This is a genomic window from Pseudocalidococcus azoricus BACA0444 (genome assembly GCF_031729055.1).
Taxonomy (GTDB): Bacteria; Cyanobacteriota; Cyanobacteriia; order Thermosynechococcales; family Thermosynechococcaceae; genus Pseudocalidococcus; species Pseudocalidococcus azoricus.
Window position 1 is genome coordinate 63653 of record NZ_JAVMIP010000015.1, and the last position, 25418, is coordinate 89070.

General features: G+C 46.6%; 21 protein-coding genes, 3 pseudogenes, 1 CRISPR repeat array and 1 riboswitch. Of the genes and pseudogenes, 11 read left to right on the top strand and 13 right to left on the bottom strand.

The window, feature by feature from the left end:
* The first annotated feature begins 65 nt into the window (after positions 1-65).
* The 5 genes from csx18 (at position 66) to RIF25_RS12915 (ending at position 3416) form a co-directional block, all read left to right on the top strand.
* Positions 66-341: a CRISPR-associated protein Csx18 gene (gene csx18 / locus RIF25_RS12900; protein WP_322878947.1), complete on the top strand. Its 276-nt coding sequence runs from the start codon at positions 66-68 to the stop codon at positions 339-341.
* Between the two features lie 29 nt (positions 342-370).
* Positions 371-1354, top strand: a complete 984-nt coding sequence (gene cas1 / locus RIF25_RS12905) for a CRISPR-associated endonuclease Cas1 (RefSeq protein ID WP_407682418.1) — start codon at positions 371-373, stop codon at positions 1352-1354.
* A gap of 15 nt (positions 1355-1369) precedes the next feature.
* Positions 1370-1648 (top strand): CRISPR-associated endonuclease Cas2, encoded by a 279-nt coding sequence (gene cas2 / locus RIF25_RS17350; protein ID WP_407682414.1) that lies wholly within the window; start codon positions 1370-1372, stop codon positions 1646-1648.
* A gap of 187 nt (positions 1649-1835) precedes the next feature.
* Positions 1836-2676: a CRISPR direct-repeat array (repeat unit 36 nt; unit sequence CTCCCTACTCGCTAGGGAAAACAATTGAATGGAAAC).
* Positions 2677-3042: 366 nt separating this feature from the next.
* On the top strand, positions 3043-3231 hold the full coding sequence (locus tag RIF25_RS12910) for a hypothetical protein (RefSeq protein WP_322878949.1): 189 nt from the start codon (positions 3043-3045) through the stop codon (positions 3229-3231).
* 50 nt (positions 3232-3281) lie between these two features.
* Positions 3282-3416, top strand: coding sequence for a hypothetical protein (locus tag RIF25_RS12915; protein WP_322878950.1), 135 nt, complete (start codon positions 3282-3284; stop codon positions 3414-3416).
* A 39-nt stretch (positions 3417-3455) separates the two neighbouring features.
* On the opposite strand, the gene RIF25_RS12920 is transcribed toward RIF25_RS12915, so the two are convergent.
* The 4 genes from RIF25_RS12920 to RIF25_RS12935 all read right to left on the bottom strand — a co-directional run bounded on the left by RIF25_RS12920 (position 3456) and on the right by RIF25_RS12935 (position 6342).
* A complete protein-coding gene (locus tag RIF25_RS12920) occupies positions 3456-4043 on the bottom strand; it encodes a DUF305 domain-containing protein (RefSeq protein WP_407682419.1) in 588 nt (195 codons plus the stop codon).
* 199 nt (positions 4044-4242) lie between these two features.
* Complete coding sequence (rppA, locus tag RIF25_RS12925) at positions 4243-4944, bottom strand: two-component system response regulator RppA (RefSeq protein WP_322878952.1); 702 nt, start codon at positions 4942-4944, stop codon at positions 4243-4245.
* A 68-nt stretch (positions 4945-5012) separates the two neighbouring features.
* Entirely contained in the window at positions 5013-5471 is a 459-nt protein-coding gene (locus RIF25_RS12930; protein WP_322878953.1) for a hypothetical protein, read from the bottom strand.
* Between the two features lie 73 nt (positions 5472-5544).
* Entirely contained in the window at positions 5545-6342 is a 798-nt protein-coding gene (locus RIF25_RS12935) for a glutaredoxin family protein (protein ID WP_322878954.1), read from the bottom strand.
* Between the two features lie 85 nt (positions 6343-6427).
* On the opposite strand from RIF25_RS12935, the gene RIF25_RS12940 reads away from it, so the two are divergent.
* The gene (locus RIF25_RS12940) at positions 6428-6847 is read left to right on the top strand and encodes a heavy metal-responsive transcriptional regulator (RefSeq protein WP_322878955.1); all 420 of its coding nucleotides are present in this window, start codon (positions 6428-6430) and stop codon (positions 6845-6847) included.
* 29 nt (positions 6848-6876) lie between these two features.
* Here the strand turns inward: RIF25_RS12940 and RIF25_RS12945 are convergent, their stop codons facing one another.
* On the bottom strand, positions 6877-9096 hold the full coding sequence (locus tag RIF25_RS12945) for a heavy metal translocating P-type ATPase (protein ID WP_322878956.1): 2220 nt from the start codon (positions 9094-9096) through the stop codon (positions 6877-6879).
* A 154-nt stretch (positions 9097-9250) separates the two neighbouring features.
* Here RIF25_RS12945 and RIF25_RS12950 point away from each other — a divergent pair, with 154 nt between their 5' ends.
* The gene (locus RIF25_RS12950; RefSeq protein WP_322878957.1) at positions 9251-9649 is read left to right on the top strand and encodes an ArsR/SmtB family transcription factor; all 399 of its coding nucleotides are present in this window, start codon (positions 9251-9253) and stop codon (positions 9647-9649) included.
* A 13-nt stretch (positions 9650-9662) separates the two neighbouring features.
* Positions 9663-9993 (top strand): annotated as a pseudogene (locus RIF25_RS12955) (YnfA family protein).
* A gap of 75 nt (positions 9994-10068) precedes the next feature.
* Here RIF25_RS12955 and RIF25_RS12965 read toward each other — a convergent pair.
* Positions 10069-11199, bottom strand: a complete 1131-nt coding sequence (locus RIF25_RS12965) for a hypothetical protein (protein WP_322878959.1) — start codon at positions 11197-11199, stop codon at positions 10069-10071.
* Between the two features lie 293 nt (positions 11200-11492).
* Positions 11493-11637: riboswitch (cobalamin riboswitch) on the bottom strand.
* Positions 11638-11883: 246 nt separating this feature from the next.
* Between RIF25_RS12965 and RIF25_RS12970 the strand changes: the two genes are divergently transcribed.
* Complete coding sequence (locus tag RIF25_RS12970; RefSeq protein ID WP_322878960.1) at positions 11884-13200, top strand: Nramp family divalent metal transporter; 1317 nt, start codon at positions 11884-11886, stop codon at positions 13198-13200.
* Here RIF25_RS12970 and RIF25_RS12975 read toward each other — a convergent pair.
* The 5 genes and pseudogenes from RIF25_RS12975 to rppB form a co-directional block, all read right to left on the bottom strand.
* Positions 13197-13506, bottom strand: a pseudogene (locus RIF25_RS12975) (heavy metal translocating P-type ATPase); the annotation flags it as partial. The gene RIF25_RS12970 and the pseudogene RIF25_RS12975 sit on opposite strands and share 4 nt — an antisense overlap.
* Before the next feature lie 5 nt (positions 13507-13511).
* The gene (locus RIF25_RS12980; RefSeq protein WP_322878962.1) at positions 13512-14003 is read right to left on the bottom strand and encodes a hypothetical protein; all 492 of its coding nucleotides are present in this window, start codon (positions 14001-14003) and stop codon (positions 13512-13514) included.
* Between the two features lie 32 nt (positions 14004-14035).
* A complete protein-coding gene (locus RIF25_RS12985) occupies positions 14036-17197 on the bottom strand; it encodes an efflux RND transporter permease subunit (RefSeq protein ID WP_322878963.1) in 3162 nt (1053 codons plus the stop codon).
* 60 nt (positions 17198-17257) lie between these two features.
* On the bottom strand, positions 17258-18871 hold the full coding sequence (locus tag RIF25_RS12990; RefSeq protein WP_322878964.1) for an efflux RND transporter periplasmic adaptor subunit: 1614 nt from the start codon (positions 18869-18871) through the stop codon (positions 17258-17260).
* Positions 18872-18946: 75 nt separating this feature from the next.
* Complete coding sequence (rppB, locus tag RIF25_RS12995; protein ID WP_322878965.1) at positions 18947-20314, bottom strand: two-component system sensor histidine kinase RppB; 1368 nt, start codon at positions 20312-20314, stop codon at positions 18947-18949.
* Positions 20315-21262: 948 nt separating this feature from the next.
* Here rppB and RIF25_RS13000 point away from each other — a divergent pair.
* Positions 21263-21412 (top strand): hypothetical protein, encoded by a 150-nt coding sequence (locus RIF25_RS13000; RefSeq protein ID WP_322878966.1) that lies wholly within the window; start codon positions 21263-21265, stop codon positions 21410-21412.
* A 123-nt stretch (positions 21413-21535) separates the two neighbouring features.
* Here RIF25_RS13000 and RIF25_RS13005 read toward each other — a convergent pair whose 3' ends face one another.
* Positions 21536-24520, bottom strand: a complete 2985-nt coding sequence (locus RIF25_RS13005) for a Cache 3/Cache 2 fusion domain-containing protein (RefSeq protein ID WP_322878967.1) — start codon at positions 24518-24520, stop codon at positions 21536-21538.
* Positions 24521-24850: 330 nt separating this feature from the next.
* Here RIF25_RS13005 and RIF25_RS13010 point away from each other — a divergent pair.
* Positions 24851-24922: pseudogene (locus RIF25_RS13010) on the top strand (IS200/IS605 family transposase); the annotation flags it as partial.
* Positions 24923-25052: 130 nt separating this feature from the next.
* Here RIF25_RS13010 and RIF25_RS13015 read toward each other — a convergent pair.
* Positions 25053-25316 (bottom strand): transposase, encoded by a 264-nt coding sequence (locus tag RIF25_RS13015; RefSeq protein ID WP_322878968.1) that lies wholly within the window; start codon positions 25314-25316, stop codon positions 25053-25055.
* Between the last annotated feature and the right edge of the window lie 102 nt (positions 25317-25418).

The following is a 25418-nucleotide window of genomic DNA, read 5'->3' on the forward strand; positions in this document are numbered from 1 at the left end:
AATTAGCTTTAGCCTCCAGGCCTAGGTATTTTGGATATCATCTCCCCTCAATCCAAACTCCGCCCATGTATATTTCTCCTCGCGCCGCCCAGGCCCGTAACCTTTCTCTCGCCACAGTCAACGGCACTCTCACCCTCATCATTTTATTAATTGCCCCCTTAGGTCTTGCAGCCGTAATTATCAACACCGTCTTAGTCGCCCTAGCCACATACTGCACAGCCGTAATTAGTGACCGAGTCATTCGATATCTTCAAAAAGACTCTACAAGTGCAGAATTAATTGGTAACTCTCCTGAATCCAATATCGAACGTCGCTCTCAATCCAGTGATCTAAACCGCTAATCGTATAACTTGTATTGTCAGCTATGTCTATGAAATCTCTTTATGTATCTCAACAAGGCTGTTATCTTTCTCTGTCTCAAGAGCAAGTATTGATCAAGAAAGGTCAAACTACTTTGAATCAAGCCCAACTACCACTTATCGAACAAATCTTAATTTTTGGTAAATCTCAAGTTACAACCCAGTTGATTCATACTTGCCTTAAAAAAGAAATCCCAATTCTTTACCTTTCTCGCATGGGCTATTGCTATGGCAGAGTCTTACCCATTCAGCGAGGCTATCGGTATCTGAGTCGCTATCAGCAGGTACTGACACCACTAGATCGATTATTGGTAGCCCAGGCTATTGTGACCGCAAAGCTCAAAAATAGTCGAGTTTTTCTCATGCGGCATCATCGATCACATCCATCAACAAACCTAGAAATGGCAATTCAGCAACTTGATTATTTAATCACTAAAGTCTCTTGTACTGAATCCACTGAGCAATTATTAGGGACAGAAGGAGCAGGAGCAGCTATTTACTTCTCTGCATTTGGAGACTGCATCCAAAATCCAGATTTTATCTTTATTGCCCGGTCTCGTCGTCCTCCTGGAAATCCAATTAATGCCATGCTGAGTTTTGGTTATCAAGTCCTCTGGAATCATCTCTTAAGCCTCATTGAACTCAATGAACTTGATCCTTACCAGGCCTGCTTACACCAAGGTCATGAGCGACACGCTGCTCTCACTTCTGATTTACTGGAAGAGTTTAGGGCGGCAATCGTAGATTCGTTAGTTATTTATATGATTAATCGAAAGATGATTGATTCAGATCAAGACTTTGAATTTATTGAGGGTGGTTGCTATCTGAATGAAGTTGGACGTAGAAAATACTTACAAGCATTCTTAATTCGGATGGAAGAAATAATAGGGGTAGATAAACAACCCCGTTGGGACTCCTTAATGCGACAAGTTAAGAAATTTCGAGAATTTGTATATTCTCCAAGTCGTAAATATCAACCCTATCTGATTCGATAATTTATAACTTATCAAATGTTACTTTATATTATTACCTATGATATTCCATGCAATAAGAGACGAAAAAAAGTATCAGATTTACTTGAAGGTTATGGAACCAGAGTTCAATACAGCGTGTTTGAATGTATTTTAAATCATACGAAATACTGCGAACTCAAGAAGCGACTTCTTAAAAGAGTTAATATGAATGAAGACCATCTGCGATTTTATCCACTATCAAAACATACGCGTCAAACTATAGAAGTTTGGGGAGATGTACCAGTTACTAGCCAAACGCATTCAACTATAATTTAAGACCGTTTCCGAGGCTTACTGAAAATCTCCTCAAATACTCATCTCTTGTGATAAGCCTCGATACTTGATTCAGACTAGGTTTCCGCGCATGTCTCACATTAAGCTTATGCAAGTAAAATATTCTCTCCCATATCCCTCGTCAATTAACCCTCGACATCTCACTTCCTATGGGTTTAAATAGAGAGACCTCCCTACTCGCTAGGGAAAACAATTGAATGGAAACTTAGTACCCACTTTGGTATTTTGTCCACTAATTCTTCTCCCTACTCGCTAGGGAAAACAATTGAATGGAAACTTTTCCAGAACGGGACTCACCTAAAAGGTAAAGCACACTCCCTACTCGCTAGGGAAAACAATTGAATGGAAACTTGGAAAGACTCTTGTAAATCCTATTTAGGGTAGGAACCTCCCTACTCGCTAGGGAAAACAATTGAATGGAAACTGGAAAATGCCAAAAGAGTTCCCATGCTGGTCATTTCTCCCTACTCGCTAGGGAAAACAATTGAATGGAAACCTCTTTCCAATTTTCGACAACTTCGTTTATATCCGCTCTCCCTACTCGCTAGGGAAAACAATTGAATGGAAACAGAGTAGAGAAGGAAAACAGCTTAAGCCGTATAATTCTCCCTACTCGCTAGGGAAAACAATTGAATGGAAACGCTGCTCCCGCAGATTATTCACATACTGCTCATAAGTCCCTCCCTACTCGCTAGGGAAAACAATTGAATGGAAACGGTATCTACGGGGTCCTCAGGTAGCGGGCAGTTAAACCTCCCTACTCGCTAGGGAAAACAATTGAATGGAAACACCTTGGCCAGTTGCACGACTTGGGTTGGGTCATTACCTCCCTACTCGCTAGGGAAAACAATTGAATGGAAACTTGGTATCCTAATCATATTGATTTAATTATTTACAACGAAACTCCCTACTCGCTAGGGAAAACAATTGAATGGAAACATTACGAGCATGAGCTGCCCTTTTTGACAATTTGCCTCCCTACTCGCTAGGGAAAACAATTGAATCACTGTGGGTTAATTCCCTGCGCCTTGTTCGCATGAGGTACAGCAGTCTATAGCAGTCCGTCTTGATTTGTGAGAATGACTGATCATCAAAAGCTTTGGTAAAGAATTTCCCCTCATTGAGCCTAGGATGAAACCAAAACTTTGCAGGGATAGATAATTCTGGGCTATTCTCACAAATCATTACTGTTTACTATGGCGATCCGACTGCTACTGTCAAGGGCTGTTGCGGCATAGGATTTGCCAACGGCGACTAACCCGCTTTCCTTACCTCGATTTGCTCAGTCAGCCCATCCCAAAGGTCGGGGAGCGGTAAGTCTTAGTAAGCGGGTTCCGTGGCTGCTCTGCGGGCCGTGATGTGTATGAGTTTTCTTTATGATCATCACAACCGCCTATCAGTTTAATGCAGTTAATGCCCATTCCGTAACCGTTAACGGTAAGCAAAAAATTGTCGCTACCTGGATTGGTTACAAATCCGTTAATCGGTTCTTATACCTTTTGAACAAAGCAAACGTCGCCTATCGGGTAAAACGAATCGGCCGCATGACCACAATCCTCTTCTAAGCTCAATACCCGGCCGCAAGGCTGTTTTTTTTATTGCATAGGCCATACGAATGCCACCCTTGGGGGCCACACATCCCTTGCTGATCAACCACTTCTCTCGCCGCACCCACGACACCCCACGCTTGGTAGCGGAACAACCATCTCTCGCAAACCACCAGCATGTTAACCGCCGCCAAGCTCCCTAACTACGCCTCAACTCTCACTCGACCAATAACTATTGAGCCTTAGCGGCCATACCAATCCTGATACCATTGCTTCATTTGTTTAATTTCTGCACTTTGGGAACGAATAATATCGTCTGCCAGTTTCTCCATTTCTGGGCGATTGGTGTTGGTCTTCAGATTGCTAGCCATCATCACAGCCATTTGGTGGTGGGGAATCATCTGACGAATAAATTCCCGATCAAAGTTCTGTGCAGTTTCTAGAGCATCTAAATCCATAGCCATCATGCCGTGTCCTTGATGCATTCCCATCATGCCCTGAGTTGATAGGGGTGGGACGGTCTGTCCAAACCAACGCTGATACCAAGTCTTCATTTCGTTAATTTCCCGCTCTTGGTCTTGAATAATGCTCTGAGCTAGCTTTTTAAGTTCAGGATGTCGGGCTTTTTTCAATGCAAGCTCGGCCATGTCTATTGCATCTTGATGATGTGGAATCATCATTTCAATAAAGCCTTCGTCAGTCCAACCCATTTGCATCGGACGTTGGGCAACAACAGATGAGAATTGGCCCTGATACACTACTGTGACTGCAACCGCTGAACCTGTGAGGAGAAGCCCAGCCATTCCATAAAGCCAAAGTTGATGACGCATACGAATGTGCTCCTGCATTACAATTCTACTTCTAGTGTGACAAGACAAAATGAAATCAAGATGAAATTGGGACATTGGAGCAATAAGATATATAAAAATTAAAATTAGTCTATTGAATTAATATTCCAGAGCATGTTTTTAAATATTTTCAACCTTTAATGTGGTTGCCAGAGAGTTTCAGTTCACGGTTTTTTAAAGATTATTGAACATAAGTTGCATGGAAACGATACCCAAGTCCATATACCGTCTCAATTAGATTAGTCAGGCCATGGTCTGCCAATTTACGGCGCAGAATCCGAACTTGGGCAGCAACAACATTACTTGTGGACTCAGAGGCAATGGCCCACAGTTGATTTTTAATTTGTTCACTGCTGAGAATTTGCTGCGGATGTTTCATGAAATATTCCATCAGTTGAAATTCTTTCGCTGTCAACGCAATCGTAACCTTGAGAATTTCGGCATTGTTGATCATTAAATTTGCTGTGCCATAGTCTAAAGTTAATCCACCCACAGTTAGGGTATTAGCCTGCAACTGGGGAGAACGACGATGTAAGGCCCGCAAACGTGCTAAAAGTTCCTCCATGCCAAAGGGTTTAACTAAATAATCATCGGCTCCGGCATCCAGGCCAGCAACCCGGTCACCGATTTTATCTTTTGCCGTCAAAATCAAGATAGGAAGAGGATTTTGCTTGGCTCGAAGCCGTTGGCAGAGTTCAATTCCTGTGAGACCCGGTAATAACCAATCAAAGATTCCCAGGGTGTAATGAGTCCAATGATTTTCTAAGTAGTCCCAGGCCTGGTTGCCATCCTGAACCCAATCGACAATATAGTTTGCTTGCATCAAGGCCTTTTGGACGGCTGCACCTAAATCTGGCTCATCTTCTACTAGCAGTAATCGCATAATAATCTGCAACAATTAAGTTTAAAATACAATACAATCCAAATACTCAAAACTTGAAAGAAACTAAATTAATTGGCTTTAATCAGGATAGTCCCTATCGAAACTGGATTAGGAGTATTTTTAATGTTTGCAGACAAGTACAATAGTTTAATCGGGGAAAGGTGATTAGAATATTTAGTCCCCATCAATACGATTTTTAAGTCTTTCTGACTAATGGGTTGATTAAACCTAATCGTTATCCTGTCTGAATAAATGGTATAGCTAACATCATCTATTACTTGATCATTACTGATAACATCAATACCGCGTATCACTTGTAGTCCAAGTGGAAATTCAATCAGTAGTTCTGTGACCTCTTGCGTACCAATATTGACGAAAAGATAATAGTTAGGGAAAAGAGTAGCTTTTGATCTAGGACTAGCATATCCTCCTTGTGTCATGGGCAGGAAATCTTCTCTAGCATGGGCAAGATGAGCACCGGGAAGATACATGAGAGCAAGAATGGCAAGATAGATGAATAGTTTCATAAAAATAGAAATAACGCTGATCTCAATTTTGAGGAACAATCATGAAATCAAGATGAAATCAGGGTGTCGAAGGCTAAGGAAAATACTGTTCAACTAGGGATGTTTCTGCCCCAAGACGTTGGCTTTGACTGGGGATGTTAACCGACTCGGGCTGGCCTGGGGAAACTAGCAACATTACTCCCATGAGAACCATCATTGCATTTTCGGCAAAGCTGACAATACCGAGGGGAGCTTTAGAATTTCCACCTACACAAGCACAATTCAACGCAAGCTTGTCAATGTAAACCGCCTTAAACACCGAGGTTGCGCCACTGACTCCTACGACCAACGAGCCAATCCCTGTCATCATTGGAGCCAGGCCCGATAGAATGCCCAGGCCAATCAACAACTCCAAAAATGGGTAGATTTTGCCATAGTTTTTATAGCGTTTCGTAATCAGGTCATACTTGGCAAAACTCTCAGCAAAAGCATCCACATCCATCAATTTCAAGGAAGCCAACATGGACAGGGTAATCCCCATAAACCCGGTAAAGCCTAAAGACGTAGCCAAGGTCATCAAACCCGCCGTTGAAAATAAAGCAATCACAGGGGTGTAAGAATACTCCGGGGCCTGGGCTTGTACCTCCAAATAGGCTGCTAAATCGGTATAGCCCCCAATCCGGGTTCCTTCCCAGAAAATTTGCGGCGTTGTTTTCACCTCATATAAGGCCTTGAACTCCTCTACCTCAGCTTTGGTGGTTAAGCGAATATCTTCAAAGGGAATGTTTTTTTCGTTCAGTAAGGCTACGGCTTTTACTCCCCACGGACACTCATGGCCTGGCATGGACATCCGATAGACTTTCACCGGGGCGGCTGTCAGACTTATTTTCATCGCCATAACTCCTAATTCAACTCAACATAGTCTGATGCTAAAGTCTAAAGTAGGCTTGAGAGTCAAGTGTTTTTTGGGATTCTTTATGGCAACTCGTTCAGCTCTCAAAATTGGCGATGTGGCCAAACAATCAGGTGTATCTGTGCCGACCTTGCGCTACTACGAAACCCTGGGCTTAATTACTCCGGCCGAGCGGGGTGACAATGGTTATCGGTACTACGCGCTAACGGTGATTTCCCAAGTTCTTTTTATAAAAAAAGCCCAGGCCCTAGGTTTAGCCTTGGATGAGATTCGCCAAATTTTGGATGTTCGAGATCGGGGGGAATTACCCTGTGAGATGGTACAGAGTTTACTAGCCCAAAAAATCCAACAACTGAACACCCAAATATCCCAAATGCAAACCTTCAAGCAAGAACTAGAGGCGTATCAAACCCAGTGGCAAGGCATTACGCCCCAACTCTCTGAAACAGAAATTTGTCCGTTAATTGAAACCGTGACTCCCTAATCGGGATCAAGGATTTAAGGTGGTTTACTCTACTTCAAAACTTGCAAGGCATTGAAAATAGCGAACAGTGCCACGCCAACATCTGCAAACACAGCTTCCCAAAGGGTTGCCAATCCAATACTGCCTAATCCAATAAAGATTGCTTTAACCATCAGTGCTACTACAATATTTTGGACAACAATGTGGCGGGTCTTTTGGGCAATTTGGATGGCTTCGGTAACCTTTGAAGGTGCATCTGTCATTAACACCACATCTGCTGTTTCAATCGCGGCATCCGCTCCTAACCCTCCCATTGCTATACCGATGTCAGCCCTGGCAATTACAGGTGCGTCATTGATACCATCACCCACAAATGCCAGTTTCTTTTTCCCATCTGGATCAAGTAATTTCTCAATTTCATGAACCTTTCCTTCCGGTAGTAATTCAGCAACAAACGCATCTAAACCAATGTGATGGGCGACAGATTGGGCAACCACCTTGTTATCTCCCGTCAGCATAACGGTCTTCTCTACTCCCATACGCTTTAAGTCTCGAACAGCTTGAGCCGCATCTGCTTTGATCTCATCAGCAATCAGGATATATCCGGCGTAGCGTCCATCCACGGCTAAATGAACCACCGTACCCGCCACGCCACAGGTATCATGGTCAATCCTTTCTCGATGCAAGAGGCGATCATTACCAGCAATTACCACATGACCTTGCACAATAGAGCGAATGCCGTGTCCCGCAATCTCTTCGTAATCCGTCACTTCAGAGTCTGAGATCGGTTGGGTGTATGTTTCCCGGATCGATAGAGCAACAGGATGGTTGGAATGAGACTCTGCATTTGCGGCTAGTCTCAGCAATTCAGCTTCAGAAAACCCATTCTTAGTAACGACCTGAGTAACCTTGAACGTACCCTTCGTTAAGGTTCCAGTTTTATCAAACACAACGGTTTTAATTGCTGTCAGGGAATCCAGAAACATAGAACCCTTGACTAAAATTCCTCGCTTAGCTGCTCCGCCAATCCCACCAAAATAGCCTAGTGGAATGCTAATAACCAATCCACAGGGGCAGGAGATAACCAATAGTACTAGGGCACGATAAACCCAATCGGAACGATCTGCACCAGGAATAAATAATGGGGGCAACAGGGCAATGGCTAATGAGAGAAAGACAACAACTGGTGTGTAATAGCGGGCAAATTTAGTAATAAATTTCTCAGTAGGTGCCTTTTTACTAGACGCATTTTCAACTAAATCAAGGATTTTGGCGATTGAGGATTCACCAAACGGCTTAGTAACTCGAATCGTCAGTATACCGGATTGATTAATCATACCTGCAAGGATAGAATCTCCTAATTTGACCGTGCGCGGAATAGATTCCCCAGTCAAGGCTGAAGTGTCTACCTGCGATTTTCCTTCTAAAATCTCCCCATCCAGCGGGACTTTCTCACCGGGCTTCACTAAGATTAGGTCTCCAACCTTCACCGTTCCTGGCGAAACCTGTTGAACTGTGCCATTCACTTTCAAATTTGCAGTATCAGGACGTACTTCTAGTAAGGCGATGATGGATCGGCGTGATCGTCCGACCGAGTATTCCTGGAATAACTCCCCTACCCGAAAAAATAACATTACGGCAACTGCTTCGGGTAGCTGATGAATCGCTAGTGCGCCCAATGTGGCAATCGTCATCAAAAAGTTTTCGTCAAAAACCTGTCCCCGTAGAATGTTACGCCCTGCCGTTTTCAGCACGCTCCAACCACTCAAGAGATAAGCAGGAATAATCACCGCAAATTCAGCAATGTGACCAGGTGTATTGTGCAATGGTTGCTCAAACAGAATGGCGATGGCAAAGAGGGCAACCGCAATCAGGACAGGCGGCGCCTCTTGCTTGAGATTAAATTCACCAGCACCATACTTGTCCCCATGTCCTTGTTCCTTTACTTCGTCATGTTCATCATGGGAATGATCATCTACATGGCTGTGGTTTCCTGCATGGGGCTCATGGTGATCCTGTCCATTAAGCGCGACAGATGACTTTGAAGTTGCAAGGGTGTAGCCCAACGCTTTTATCTGGTCTTGAATCGTTGTTTCGTTGACCTGCTCTGGGTTATAGGTGATGGTCAACCGTCCGGTTTGCACTGTTACAGATGCCTCTGTTACCCCTCTCAAGCGTTCCAGGCTACCCTCAATCTTCAGTTTGCAACTGGTACAGTCCATGCCGCCGATTTGCATTTGCTGAGTCTTGAGCAATGACGATTCAGTCATACTGGTTCAAACACAACTTGAAATAGAACTTTTCTGAACTGTAGCATTAATCTTAAAATATCTGAAGATATGCTCATATATTAGAGATGTTAAAATGAATATTACTTCCTCGGATCAACCTCGACTCTTTCTCTGGTAGCTAATTCTAATTTCTATGAGCAAATCATCATTGCCAAAGTCACAACCCTTCCCAAGCGAAGATGTACCTAGTTGTGATGTGCCCCTCGTTCATCTGGAGCAGGTTCGGCAGGTTCAACCAGATGTGATGTCATTAAATCAGGCGCAACAGATGGCAGAATTTTTCAGTGCGCTGGCGGATCCGAGCAGGTTACGGTTGATGTCAGCCTTAGCCCGTCAAGAACTCTGTGTCTGTGATTTAGCGGCGGCGGTGAAAGTGAGTGAATCGGCGGTTTCTCATCAATTACGAATTTTGCGATCGCAGCGCCTAGTCAAGTATCAACGGGTCGGACGGAATGTTTACTATAGCCTTGCAGATCATCATGTGATGAATCTGTACCGAGAAGTTGCAGCGCATTTGAATGAACCAGATTAAAGAGATATCAGAGATGATTCTGAGATCGCTGCTTTATTTCATCATGGCGGGCTTATGCGAGATTGGCGGCCGATACCTAGTTTGGTTATGGGTACGGGAAGGCAAAAGTGGATGGTTGGCATTAGCCGGAGCACTTTTACTCACCGTTTATGGATTTGTAGCAACGCCTCAACCTGCCAACTTTGGACGAGCCTATGCCGCTTATGGCGGAATTTTTATAATCCTATCTATCACCTGGGGCTGGATGGAAAGTAGATCAGATTATGCCTGACCGCATGGATTGGTTTGGAGCCGCAATCACCTTGGTTGGTGTATTGGTGATGATGTATGCGCCTAGAATTTAATTCTATCGTTAGAAGATACATCTTCCTGGGAAGCACAAGAACTTGTTCGCTGAAATAGACGTTGATCCTCTTGCATTATTCAGCCTGATTGGATCGCCTTTGTTGAAGCTGCAACCCTAACAACAAACCGATCGCGACAATCCCAGTCATGTAACATAAGCTGATTAGCCGGACGTGCAGTGGTGGAGCTATACCTTCAACCTCTAGAGTTTGAGCTATCTGTAGGGGGCGAAACTGTCGATTTGAAATAGGTCGAGGTGTTACTTCCACGTCTATCTGATGCGATGCTCCATCAAAAAACTGCTCCTGCCATCGTAATTGTCCTGTCGAGTCAGTTGTCCCATTGTAGGCAAATGAAATCCAGCCATTTTCCATCTGAGTCGCTCTGACTTTGACCATCACATCCGTAACAGGTTGCTGAGTTCTCGCATCAGTGATGCTCACTTGAAAATTTGCCAGCCTTCCAACTACAGCCCTCTGATCGCCCGATAGCTGAGCTTTTAATCCATCCTCTTGTCGTTGGCTGGGGTAAGGGGCAGGGGGGGGCACTTCTGTAAGGTGGGACATTGCCATTGAGTGGTGCGATTGTGCCACTTCAGCACTCACATTGACATAGAGCAGTGCTGCGATCGCCACGACAACGGCTGCACTCAGTAACAGCCGCACGGGTTTTGGGGCAATCTCTCCAGGTTGAATGCCCCGTCTTTGACCAATGACCCATCCCCCTACCAATCCTGCTAAAAGCAGAACAGCAGCCAGAATCGCAAAATTCTGATATTTCACGCCGTTTTCACTCACAGAGATTGGCAGCGTTTGCTCAAATGGTGCAAACGCATTTGCAACTTGTGGAGTGACCCTTGCTTTTAGTTGATAAACTCCCCGTGTTGGCATCATCTGTTGAAATTGCACTTCTCCAGCAGGAGCAAGCGTTTTGAGGTCTAGTAGGGTTGTGCCTTCGACGATCGGAAAGTCGGTCGTAAACCAAGGTGTTGTCAGAGGCGTTAGCAACTGCAAGTGGACAGTAGCGTTTTTAAGTGGTTGTCCAGATGCATCGATCGCCTGCACAGTGAATCGAGTTGGAAGCTGGTTCGTGCTGGCTTCTGCTTCAAAAGGACGAATATCCTCCAGCGACGGCTCAGTTGATAATCGAACCGTTGGTTGAGGCGCTTGTGTAAATCCGATGGCTTCATAAACAAGCAGGCTCATGAGGCATATTGCCCCAATGAGCATAGAACACTTCATTGCTCTCATTTTGGTTCAGAGTTAATTGCTGTAGGAACGACGCCATTTAGTGACAAGCCACGGTTGCAGTGTGGTGACGCAGCGAGTGAACTCGATCGTGTACAGCCGGGTAAGTCGTGAAATAGATCGTCCAGAGAACCAATGAGCACAGCGAAATGTAGAGTGTTGCTTGCACAGGCATGGAAAGAGTAAACCGAATTGCCTGTTGCCGAACTAAATTGAACGTTTGAGCCGTCATCTTATACCTCGAAGATGCGAGAAGGATTTAGCTATTGGCGGGCATCCTGGCTTAGAGAATCACTTTTCTCTTTACAGTTGCGAGACAGCGGTAGATTTTCACTACACTTTCCCCCTCACGCTTAACGGCTGCTCCCCGTTAAAACCGATAGCCTCAGAACTATACCACAGTCTGTAGAAGCACATAGGTCTTCAAAGAAAAGCTTTACACTCTTGAATGGTGCGTGACGGCGTAAAGTACACTCCGTTACTTAAATTGAGTTGCTCTGCTCAGAGGTTGACTGAGGAGGAAGAGGTTGATGCAAAGTGAGGAAATAGCCCCTTGGAAGCATGAACTTTCTTAAAAGCTTTCCTAGCCTAATCGTATGGTGATACGGTTAATTATGAAAGAATTATGAAAAACTTTTAGAAATGGCGCTCCCAAATCACCCTCCTAGCTTGCCAGAGGTTTACCGCAGCATTGCGATTCCTAATGCCAAAGGCTTTTGGCGCAAGATGCTAGCGTTCGCAGGACCTGGTTATCTTATTTCAGTAGGCTACATGGACCCTGGCAACTGGGCAACGGACATTGCTGGAGGCTCCCGGTTTGGATACACACTGTTGAGCGTGATTTTGCTCTCAAACGTGATGGCGATCCTGCTGCAATCGCTGTGTGTGCGATTAGGGGTAGCCACTGGAAAAGATTTAGCGCAGGCTTGCCGGGACTATTTCAGCCCCCGTGTCAGTTTCATACTTTGGGTGCTGTGTGAAATTGCGATCGCCGCCTGTGATTTGGCAGAGCTACTGGGAAGCGCGATCGCCTTACAACTGCTGTTTGGCATTCCCATACTATGGGGCGTATGTATCACGGCACTGGATGTCCTGGTGTTGCTATTCCTGCAAGGCAAAGGATTTCGCTATGTGGAAGTGCTCGTCATCATGCTGGTGGCAACTGTTGGGCTGTGCTTTGGAGCAGAAATTCTGTTTTCTCAACCTGATGTTGGCGGAATTTTACAGGGCTATTTGCCCAATCGGGAGATTTTGCGAAACCCAGAGATGCTTTATATTGCGGTCGGAATTTTGGGCGCAACGGTGATGCCGCACAACCTTTATCTGCATTCGTCGATCGTTCAGACTCGCGCTTGGCAACCAACACCCGAAAAGAAATGGGAAGCGATCAAGTTTGGCACGATTGATTCGACAGTTGCCCTCTCGTTTGCCCTATTCATCAACTCTGCCATTTTGATCGTTGCCGCAGCAACCTTTCATTTCTCTGGTTATCACGAAGTCGCTGAGATTCAGGATGCTTACAAATTACTGTCTCCTTTGCTAGGCGTGAGTGCTGCCAGTACCATTTTTGGATTAGCTTTGCTAGCTTCAGGCCAGAGTTCAACCCTAACAGCGACGTTGGCAGGACAGATTGTAATGGAAGGGTTTCTGGGATTCCGGCTACCATCCTGGTTGCGCCGATTAGCTACTCGCTTGCTAGCTATCATTCCCGCTTTGATTGCAATCGTGTTTTTTGGTGAACAAAGTACAGGAAAGCTACTTATTTTCAGTCAAGTAGTACTAAGTCTGCAACTTTCCTTTGCTGTGATTCCATTGGTAATGTTTACGAGTGATCGCCGCCTGATGGGCGAGTTTGTCAATCCCAAGTGGTTGAAAGTGTTGGCTTGGGCAGTTACGACCATTATTGTTTCTCTGAATGTTTGGCTACTTTTACAAACAGCAATGGGATTAATTAATTAGCCTCTCAATAATCGCAATTTACTCAATCCTTTATGCCCCAAAACCCCAAAGGGTAGGGTGATATTATCTGCAAAGTTTACAATCAACAGAATCACGACAAAACCGAGGGCAAAAATAATGTTTTGTTTGGCGACTCCTTGAGAGCGATGACCCAAACGAATTGCGTGTTCTAGCTGCTCCAAACGATCCGCCATTAAGGCAATACCTGCTGCTTCTAACGCCACATCACTACCAGCGCTACCCATCGCACATCGCAATACCAACGAATGCCTGACCTAAAGCGGTTGCATCATTAATGCCCATTCCAAGCTTTAAGGCGTAAAGGTAAACCGGCCATTGACTTTTTCACCCCGAATATCAGATAGCACAACCAAACGGTATTCACCCGCCGGGGCATTAGTTAAATAAGCGGTGTAGTGTTTATCCGCATCACTGTATTGGAAGTCTAGGGTTTTCTGGCTGCCATCAGGAAGTTGTAATTGTCCGGCTACTTGGGCATCGGGAACGGGGGTGTGGTCAACGCCTTCTTGGATGAAAAAGTCAATGTGGAGGCCAGCAGGTTCTTCCGCGACGAGCAATTCTAGGTGATATTTTCCTGTTTCAACTACTTGGCCGCCTTGAGCATGACCATCAGAGGGTTCAGCATTGGCGACGGAATCGGCCGCTTCCATTGTCGGTGTGGGACTAGGGCTAGATATTTCTGGAGAGGGTGATGAACGGGTTGTCTCCGAATCACCGCCACAGGCCCCGAGACTCAAACCCAGGCCAAGGACAGTGATCAACGATAGAAATTTGATTTTCATGATGGTTTTCCTCACAAACGTAACGTTAACAGTTAGGAAATGGGGCCGACTTTGACGGGCTGGCCGGGTGGATTAACCGCCTCGATCTCAGGCTCCAAAGCAGTTTTGGGTAGAAAATACCGACCAAACTGGGCATAGAGGGCCGGTAAAACCAGCAGTGTCAGAGCCGTTGAGGTAAATAATCCACCAAAGACGACAATCGCTAAGGGTTGCAGCACTTCTTTCCCCGCTCCCGTCCCCCAGGCCAAGGGCAACATCCCCAAAGCTGAGGTCAGGGCCGTCATCAAAATCGCCACCAACCGTTCCATCGAACCCGTCGTAATCACCTGTTTTAGGGGTAAGCCCAGGGCAAACTTTTGATTGTAGTTATCCACCAAGAGCAAGCCATTCCGGACTGCCACCCCAAACAACGTGACAAACCCGACCAGAGAGGGAACGGAAATCACAGCTCCTGTCACGGCAATGGCAAAGACCCCACCGACTAAAGCCAAGGGCAAGTTAATCATAATCATCACCATGGCCGGGATTGACTTGACGGCAAAGTACATCAAAATTGCAATAACAAGAAACGCCAGACTGCCAAAGACAATCAGGTTTTGGGTGGCCCGTTCTTCTGATTCAAATTGCCCGCCGTATTGGATGACATAGCCACTGGGAACGGTGACGGTTTCGGCAATCTTGGCCTGGATGTCATTGACGACTGAGCGTAAATCCCGCCCGGAAACATTGGCTGAGACGACCAATAACCGTGAGACATTTTCCCGATTGATCGTGTTCGGGCCGGTGTCATAGTTCACTTGGGCGACTTGGGCGAGGGGGATTTTGCTGCCCGTGGGGGTATCAATCAGTAGGTTGCTGATGGTGTCGAGATTATTGCGGGCTTCCGGTTGCAGCCAGACGACTAAATCAAATAACTGCTGTTCCTGCAACACCTGGGAGACCACCCGTCCGTTAAAGGCTGTTTCAATGGTTTCGGCTAATTGCCCCACGGTCAAGCCATAGCGACTGGCCTGGGCCCGGTCAAACTGGATTTGGACTTGCCGGATCGGGACTTGGGGTTCCAGTTGTAAATCCACCAGGCCAGGAACATCTTGCATGGCCGCTTCCACCTCTTGTCCAATTTGCCGCAGTTGATTCAGATCGGGGCCAAAGATTTTAATCGCAATCGCACTACGCACCCCGGAAAGCACTTCATCCATCCGATGGGAAATAAAGCCACCGACATTGGGGGCAACACCGGGTAACTTATTAAATTCCTCGCGAATTGTCTCAATACTGCCCTCGCGGTCTTGAATCCCGACATCACTCAGTTCCACATCTAAATGGCCGATGTTCACCCCCGCCGCATCACTATCCCCAGGCGCACGTCCGGCCCGTAATTGAATTGAGCGAAACCTGGGATCATCCTTAAGCGCATCCTGCATGGCCAGGCCAACCCGATTCGTAGCTTCTAGGGAACTACCGGGATACAAAAGCATGGCATTCACTAGGGAACGTTCTTGAAACTCCGGCAAAAACACCCGCCCCAACATTGGCAGAATCAGCATTGCTGCTATAAATAACCCCAGGGCAATATAGAGGATTCGTTTGGGTTTATGAATGGCAAAATCCAACAGTGGCCGATACACCCGTTGCGAATAGGCACTCACCCAGGTTTCATCGCTTGGTAATTGACGGGGGGCTAGCAAAAATGCACACAGAGCCGGGGAGAGGGTCATGGCCACAAACGTAGAAGCCAGAATTGAAATTAAATAAGCGACTCCCATCGGAGCAAAAATCCGCCCTTCCACACCCGTTAGCGTAAAAATTGGGGCAAAGACGACCACGATAATCACAGTGGAAAAAATCACGCTGGTGCGGACTTGAACCGAGGTATCATAAACCACTTGTAGCGGCTGTTTAGGATTGCCCAGGGCCTGGTTCTGCCGCAGTCCCCGATAGCAGTTTTCCATATCCACAATCGAGTCATCCACCACGGAACCAATGGCCACCGCTAGCCCCCCCAATGTCATGGTGTTAATCCCTTGCCCAAAGGCGTGCAAAATCAACAAACCAATTAAAACCGAGAGGGGAATCGCACTTAGGGTAATAACAGCGGTGCGCCAATTCATCAGAAACAGGAGCATTACAATCGAAACGATGATAATTCCATCCCGGAGAGAATCTCGGACATTATCAACCGCTGAAGAAATGAAATCCTCTTGACGAAAAGTTTCAATCACGTCCACATCTGGCGGTAATCCGGACTTAATTGAGGTCATCACCCGCTCAACATCCCGTGTCACGGTTGGCGTATCGGCCTGGGGTTGTTTATCAATCACCAAAATCACAGCCCGTTGACCATTGACACTGCCATCCCCCCGCGCCAAGGCTGCTCCAATCTGCACCTGGGCCACATCCCCTAAGCGAATCGGGACACCATTGCGAGAGGTAATCACCGAATTGGCTAAATCTTCTAAACCTTCAATCCGCCCGATACCCCGAATAATTTCTTCTTGGTCTGGGCCAATCAGGAAGCCCCCAGCACCGTTGAGATTGGCTTGCTCGGCCGCATGGGTAACATCCGCTAACGAGACATCAAAAGCCTGGAGTTTGGCCGGATCCACCAAAACTTGATACTGACGAATATCTCCGCCATAGGTGACGACATTGGAGACCCCCGAAACTGCTAAGAGTTGATTGGTAATGGTTCGATCCACCAGGCGGCGGACTTCCATTAAATCCGTGGTTGGTGTCGCTCCATTCTCAGTTTTCAGGGTGAGGGCATACATCAAAATTGTGCCGATGGGCGAGGCAATGGGCGAGATGACTGGGGTTTCAACACCTGCGGGTAATTTGGATCGGGCTTGTTGGAGGCGTTCTGTGACGAGTTGCCGGGCCTGGTAAACGTCGGTATCCCAACTAAAAATAGCCCGGACGACTGAAATCCCCACGGCTGAGGAGGAGCGCACGGTTTCAATTCCGGGAGTACCGTTAATTGCACTTTCTAGCGGTAAGGTAACGAGGGTTTCTACTTCTTCCGGGGCCAGGCCTGGGGCTTCGGTTTGAATTTCCACTTGCGGCGGGGCAAATTCGGGAAAGACATCCAAGGGCATCCGGGTCAGGTTATAGCTCCCCAGAATTGTGATGATGATGGCACCAATGACCACCAGCCAGCGTTGGGCGATTGACCACTTAAGAATTCCATTGAGCATAGTCCGCGCTCACTTACCTAGAAACTACATGGGTTCAAAAATTGGGTAACTCTCTGACCCTTATTCCCGGTGCGAGCCTTCCAAGATGCGAGGTTCTTTCGGTAAATACTCCGGTACCAGGCCAGGGGGGGTAAGAGCTTGCCTTTTCCGTTCTTGACGAGTGGCCCAGGCCAGGCCGGCCCAAAACATTCCCCCCGCAACCCCAATCACCCCTAACCCAGCTAAGACAAAAATCCACCAAGGCAAAGCCGCATCGTCATGAGTCTCAGCCGCAGCTTCTGGTTCTTTGTTACCCCGTAATGATTGGGTGTAAAGCTGATTCGCCCGCTCTGTGACAACCAAATCCCCCGCAAACAACCCAGAGGTAATTTCCACCCAGTTGCCCGCCCGCCGCCCGGTTTCCACTTCCACGGGTTCATAGACCGCGCCATTTTCGACAAAGACAATTTGGCGTTTATCGTTGGTTTCGACTACGGCTGACGTTGGTACCACCAGCACAGGTTTAGGGGTCGTTCCCGTCAGAATTTCTAAATTGACAAACATGCCCGGCCGGAGTTGACCCGAGGTGTTATTCAGTTCGATCACCACAGGCACAGCCCGGCTCTCCCCCGCCACAACCGGATCAATCACCGTGACGCGCCCTTGGAATTGCTGATTCGGCAAACTGCTGGCCTGGCCCTCAACTTGTTGTCCAATCTCAACTTGGCCTAAGTCTTTTTCGTAAAGATTCCCTCGGACTTGAACCCGTGAAGTATTAACGACCTGCAAAATTGGTTCCCCGGCATCTTGCCGCGATTCCCCCAGACGAACCACACGCCGATCCGCAGCATCCGGTAATGTCACTACACCTACAATCGGGGCCGTAATCCTAATCGTGCCATCAGCATTGGCCTGGGTTCCCAACTGGCGGAGGCGGGTTTGATAGGTGCGCTCACTCAGGACTATTTGTTGTTGGGCTTGTTTCACCTGGGCCTGGGCTTGTTTGAGTTGGGTGGCCGCAGATCGGACATTTAAGCGACTTTCGGCCCGACTGAGTGCGGCCTGGGCTTTGGCGAGTTCACTGGCTGAGGCGAGGGATTGGCGGCGGGGTAAGGCTCCAGCAACGACTAATTCTTGATCGCGGGTGTTACTTTCTTGGGCAAGTTCATAGACACTGCGGGCTTCGGCGATTTCCTGTTGGGCAATGATCTGCTGCTGACGATAGTTTTCCTGGGCAAGTGCAAGTTCGGCCTGGGCCTGGTTGAGGGCAGCAATGGCATCATTTTTTCGATCCAGGGCCTGGGTGCTAGTTTCTGCGAGTTCCGGGCTGCTCATGATGGCGAGGGGTTGTCCGGCGTTCACGGCCTGGCCTGGGTTTACGAGCAGCTTAACCAGAGTTCCCCCGACAGGCATTGTCACTGTCACACTCTGATTGGGAAGCGTTTCAACTGTACCTGTGGTCTTAATTCCCAGGGGTAAGGGGCGTTGTTGCACTGGTTGGACGGCAATTCCCAGGCGACGCTTGATGTCTGGCTCTAGTTTCACCGAGTTAGCAGATTGGGCTGATTCGGTTTGGGAAAACTCATCTCCATGGCCGGCATGGCCCAGAGCATGGCTGGGATAAAGGAGAAGCAGGGTCATCAGAGCAAGACTTAAAGGCTGATGGGGTAATCGGGCTTTGACCCAATGAGGCATTGATGTTCTCCCGTGAATGCACAGCGGACAAGCAATACCAGAATTTTGATGGATGATTATGAAATTGAGATGAAATCAACAACTCTGATCACGACTACTTCCAGGCCAGATGGGGTGAGCGCGAGCTAAGGGCAACTCCAAAATAAACGTACTCCCCAGGCCTATCTGGCTGACTACGGTTAAATGTCCGTGATGGTATTGAGCAATGGATTGAGCAATTGCCAACCCCAGGCCAGTCCCCCCCGTTGCCCGTGAGCGATCTTGATTCACCCGATAAAACCGTTCAAAAATCCGAGCTTGAGCATCATCTGGAATTCCAGGCCCGGTGTCCGTCACTTTAATTTGGGCCATGTGTTTATGCTCTTGTAGGGAAATGTCAACTTCACCCTGATCCGGGCTGTAGTGAATGGCATTGATGATCAGATTACCGATTAACTGATATAGGTGTTCCTCATTGCCAATGACAGCTAGTTGATCCTCCGCAATCAATGCTGGCACGATGGATTTTTCGAGCGCGATGGCTGAAAATTCTTCAATCAGATCTGAGACAATCACGTTCAAGTTACAGGGTTGAAAGTGAGGGGGAGTCGTATTCAAATCTAAGCGAGTCAGCAACATCAGGTCTTGAATTAACCCATTCAGTCGAAGATTCTGACGATGCAGTGTTTGAAACATACCTTGCTTCTCGGGGTTAGTATTGCCCTCACTGGTTAAAGCAGTTTCTAGGGTTGCTTGCATCGCAGCAATGGGCGTTCTTAATTCATGGGCGGCATCGGCGGTAAATTGCTGGATTTTTTCATAGGAATCAGCGACGGGTTGCATGGCAATTCCTGCTAACCACCAACTGGCCAGGCCAATGCCCAAGACTGCAATGGGATAACCAATACTCAAGTAGAGCAATAGCGTTTGCAAGTAGGCCTGGGAATGTTCAAGGCTGCGACCGACTTCTAAATAGCCCCAGGCCTGGCCATTCACAGTTTTCAGCTTTAACGTTACAGCATAAACATCGGCATGATGATTAGCCAAAAACGGGGCGGCAGAATTAGGCTCAATGTTAGAGTTAAGACGCGGCTGAGTCGTGGCAATTAATGTTTTGGATAAATCCCAGAAATTGACATAATAACCGCTTTGGGCAAACACACTTAAGGTATGAATGCGGGGAACTGAACCTAAGGAATGACATTGGGTGACAACAATACAGAGATTTGGAATCAGCCGCTCAACCTCTGGCTCAATTTGGCCTGGTCGAGTTAAAACTGGCTCTAAACCGTCGTGCAATGTCCCGGCAATAGATACAAGTTCACGATGCAGGGATTGCTTCTGGTTGTAGGCTTCAATCTGGTAAATCGCAACGCTGCAAATCCCTAAAATCAGACTCATCACCGTTGTGTAATATCCTGCAAGCTTAAGCTTTGTTTGACGAAATAACTGTTCCTCACTCATAAGTCTTCAGCTTACTAATCGACTCTTGCAAACCATTCTATTGAAACTCCCCTCATTAATTGATTCCAAGTATAAACCAGTGAAGCCGCCCTCTAGATTCAGATGGTCGATATTTCATATATAGATAAATTTAAAATCACCGCTTCAATTTAATTTTTTTGGTGCATATAGAAAACAGTAATAATTCATGAGTTTAGTCTAAGATTATTTGTGTCTGATCAATTTTGACTTGACCCTAGACTTAAAGAAGGGCAACTCTTTACCAATGGCAGTAATGATCACATAGTCTCACAAATGAAAACGGATTGCTATATTCTTAATTTTGAGCTTACTCTTAACTCGCTCTAGATTTATGCAAGAGGTCTAATATCCCATAGCTAACAAAGGGCGGAACCTTGTCGCTGCGATCCTCGCGAGACTCACTCCCTACGGTCGCTCACTGATTCAGTCCACAGCCAACAGATCAACAAAGGAAAGTAGCAAAACGAAACGGTAATATCCGTAAGAGTAGGTAGAAATCCGTTTTTTCCCTTCCCCCGTACCCCCTTTCCTGCAAAAGCCGCTCCCATAAAAGGCGATCTCCCCCCTAAATCAGCGCAACGTTGACCAGCGAAAGTAGTATCTAGCTAAGGACGAAGGTTGTCCTAACTCAGCGGCGACAAGCGGAAGTTACGATACAGTCCTCACGGTGTCAGAAAGCTCGGCAATTTCTCCTGAACAAAGTGGCATAGCCTAGCCCAACCAAAAACCAAGATGCAAGGGTCGTTCCGAGCTTTTGCGGCATAGCCTCCCTAACTACCCCTAAACGAGTTAGTCCTAGCATTCCCTTCCCTCCCCCTGGTTGGGACTCGCTAACGGGCAGTAACGGTGCGGTATTCCACGGTCTCGAAGCCTCGCTTGCATTGAAATGTTGGGCTTACGGCGCACTTAGTTGTTCAGGGTAAAAATATGCCTCGCAAAATCATTTCTGCCACTCAGTTTGAAGTTCTGTTCAGTCGCAACCACAAAGCCGCAGTCCAAGCCGCTCAAGAGTTCAATGGCCAACTGATCATCGTCCGGCAGGAAAACAGCACTTTCTTTCGGGTACGCTTTCAGTAAAATCAGGGGGGGAGAAATCCTCCTTTTTCTTTGGTCGCTCCAGAATACAATGCCGCCCAGGCCCAGGCACCCCTAACCCAAAATAAAAAGTCCTTCGGGAAATTAAATTTTATAGACTTCAATTTAAACATTGGAAGCCGAATCCACAGGCAGAGGGACAATTTTCCGAATTTCTGTAATTAACCCCTCAATTCCATCAGAACTCTTGTGCAGAATTTGGGTCACGTTTCCTTGCAGTTGTTGATAGTCTTGCTCTGTCAGATCTTTAGCCGTACAAATCACAACTGGAGTGTCCTTCCATTCAAGAGATTTCCGCATTTCCCGAACAAAAGAGAAACCGTCCATGATCGGCATCATTAAATCTAATAAGACTAAATCTGGCTGGATAGTCTGCAATCGCTCCAATCCTTGCATCCCGTTTTCTGCTTCAGTCACCTGCCATCCCTCCACTTCTAACGTTCGCCTGAGCAGTTGCCGAATATGTTCCTCATCCTCAACGATTAACACTTGCGGGACGGTTTTTTGAGGGTAATATTTTTGCAAAACTTTGAGTAATTGGTGGCGATCGATCGGTTTAGTGAGGTAATCAGAAGCTCCCAGGGCAAAGCCAATTTTGTTTTCACTCTCGGTTGTAATCATAATCAAAGGAATGACCGCCAGATTGGGAGTTGATTTCAAGGTCATTAACACTTGCCAGGCCCCCTGAAAATTCATCATCACATCTAGCAAAATTAAGCAGGGGCTATGTTCACAGGCTAGATTGATCCCATCATCACCATTCGCAGCACCAAGCACATCATATCCTTCCCGCTTAAGCCTTCGAGCTAACAATTCTCGACTGGCCTGATCATCATCAATCACCAGAATTGTCCGATTTTGGCAATGATCCCGATTAAGCGACAGCCGACTGATTTCAGCAGTTGGAGTGCCAACAAACTGGGGTAATTCGATCGTAAACACACTCCCAACCCCTAGTTCACTAGCCACCGTAATATCCCCGCCCATCATGCGGCAAAATCGCCGACTAATGGCCAGCCCCAGGCCTGTCCCGCCATAATTGCGAGTAATCGAGTTATCGGCCTGGGTGAATTCCTGAAAGAGATTAGCCAGTTGTTCTGGGGTCATGCCAATCCCGGTATCAGAGATTTGAAAGAAGATCCGCTGACGTTCATCAAGCCAAACCTTGAGAGTTACCGTACCCGCTTTAGTAAACTTGCTGGCATTGGATAAGAGGTTTAATAAAGATTGACGTACTTTAGTGACATCTGCTGTCATTATTCCGAGATCGTTGGCAATTTCTAGGTCGAAATGGTTATGATTCTTGTCCATCAGTGGTTTAATTAGGGCAGCCACTCCCTGCACCAGTTCATTGAGATTAAACTCCTCCAGATAAAGCTGTATTTTCCCCGCTTCAATTTTGGAGAGGTCTAGGACTGCATTAATCAGTTCCAATAAGTGTTTACCTGCCGAATTTATCCTCTGCAAGTCAGTTAGATGATCACTCTCTTCTAAATCTTCGATCAACATATCGCTATAGCCAATAATGGCATTTAAGGGAGTTCGCAATTCATGGCTCATATTGGCCAGGAAAGAACTCTTCGCTTGATTAGCCGTTTCCGCAGCAGATCGGGCAAGATCCAAGGCCTGGTTACTGGCTTCTAGCTCTTGGGTTCGCTCTTTAACCCGTTGTTCTAAGTGAGTATAACTGTCACTAAGATTGGCACTCATCTGGTTAAATCCCCAAGCCAGTTCACCAATTTCATCGGGTTCAGTATCCTGGATACGCAGGCCTAAATCTCCTTTAGCCATTGCCTCTGTTGCCTTAACCAGGGGATCAAGGCGTTGACCTAATCTGCGAACAAACTCTCCAATGTAGAGTCCTCCCAGAATGGCAACCACAAGCCCTAATCCAACAGAGACGATAAGGTTGATAGTTCGGTTGGCTTCTAGGCGATTGAAAAAGATTTTGAAGTCTGCTTCATCACTGGAAATTGCAATCACCCAATCCCAGGGGGCGTAATAACTTAAGGTATCCACCCGCCATTCAGCATTTTTAGATACAGAGTCAATCCAACGATAACGAATTGAACTGAACTCTCCTGGCGGGGCCAACAATGCTGTTTCAATGGCCGCTTGTGCGACAAAATTTCCGTCACCATCTTTCACTGTCCAACCCGGTTGCCCTGCTTGCTCACCAGGCCGTGGAATGATAATTTCACCCCGCTGCTGCCCCGTACCCCGCACCACATAGACATACCCTGTTCTGCCAAATCGGGTCTCCTGGATCTTCCGACTTAGAGATGGGAGATTACTCTGGGGTACACCCACATAGAGCATTCCAATAACTTCGTCCCGATCATTGAGGATCGGTTCGTAGGCGGTCACATACCAGGCATTAACGACAAATGCAGGGCCGGTATAAGTTCGTTTTTGCAGAACCGTAGAGACAACAGGATTAGGTTGCCCATCTGGATTCCGGGCCGGAATATAGGTTGCAATGGCCCGTTGTCCGCTACGAATTGGAACATTGGTGGCCACTCGGAGCATGTCCCCCTCTTTGTTCATCCTTTGGAAAATCGTGATTGTCCCCCCCCCCATTTCCTGCGTTTGATCCACAATTGGGGTAGGTTGATTGAAACTAAAGTTTTGGCCTAACCATGTTGAGCCAACAAACATTTTAGGTAATCGGATTGACTGGGTTTTAAGGGAAAATTGGTTCGTGGCCTTCCAGAGAACTGTTTCTTTTGATAAGTAAACTCCGCCCGAAGCGTTAAGAAGATAGCGGGCAAGTTTTAGTTGATCATTAACCTTCTGTTGAAGTGCTTCTCCCTGAGCTTCAATCAAGTCAATTACACCACGAATAATACTATCTCGATCAGCTCGAATTAATACTTCCAGATCTTGTTTAGCTTGTTTATTAGTTACTTCATTCTGCCAATTGCCGACAGCGATCAAAATGAGAGTACTTGCGAGCAACGTACCTAGGCTGCGAATAAAGACTTTGGTGCTAATTTTTCTGGGGCCTTGCACCCTTAACGATTGCGAGAGGTACTGATACCAAGCACTGGGGGAGGGCTTTTCTGGAATTTTGACCGGTGACTGACTCAATCTTATAACCTTTGCTAGTAGCGTAAGGTGGATGGCAGTTAGCGATCCAGTTAATTTTTTGCAGTAACTATGCTAACCTAGATGCGTGGTGTTAAACACATCTAAATTACCACCGCAATTTTAGAAATGGCTTAAAACTGATTGCTCAGCGATGGTCATAGCAGTTTCCTTCGACTTGCTAGCTTTATTTCAAGGTTCACAACTTGATGATTGTTTATCCTGTAGCATATCTGATAGTGGATACACAGACAGCAGAATTTAATCACTGTGGGTAAATTTCCCGCCCCTATAGCCCTTCGGGCATTCAAGAAAGGGGCCTAATCTTAAGCCATGAGCGAGTACATCCATAAGAGCTATAACGTCACAGTTTTGTTATATCACCTAGTTTTTCGAGCAAAATACAGCACTTTCGGCATCTATTTGGTACATTCAAGCCTTGAATCTAATTCAAAACAGGGGTGTAACACCTTAAGCTGTACCAGTCCAATATCGAATCCGCTGTATCGGCGAGCAGTTACAGCACTTTTCATGACTAGCTGGGACAGTAGCAACAGTGTGTAAAATAATGTTTCCGGTAGTCAGATAGGTTGAGTAAAATACCAAGCTCGACCAATGTTTCAATGGAATCTTGGTCTTTGGGTCTAAATCGCCGGACAAAGGCTTTTAACTCCCACCAGAAATGCTCTATGGGATTAAATTCAGGAGAATAGGGAGGCAAATAAACAACCGTTACACCTGCATCTGCCAGGATCTCCTGAACCTCAGCAACTTTATGGGCTTTAAGGTTGTCCATCACCAAAACCGCTCCAGCCCAAAGTTTCTACGAACGAGCAAAGCTCTACGGTGTAGAATACAGCAGACTGTCGGTAGACGGGCGGTAACGAGTTCCATTAGGCTT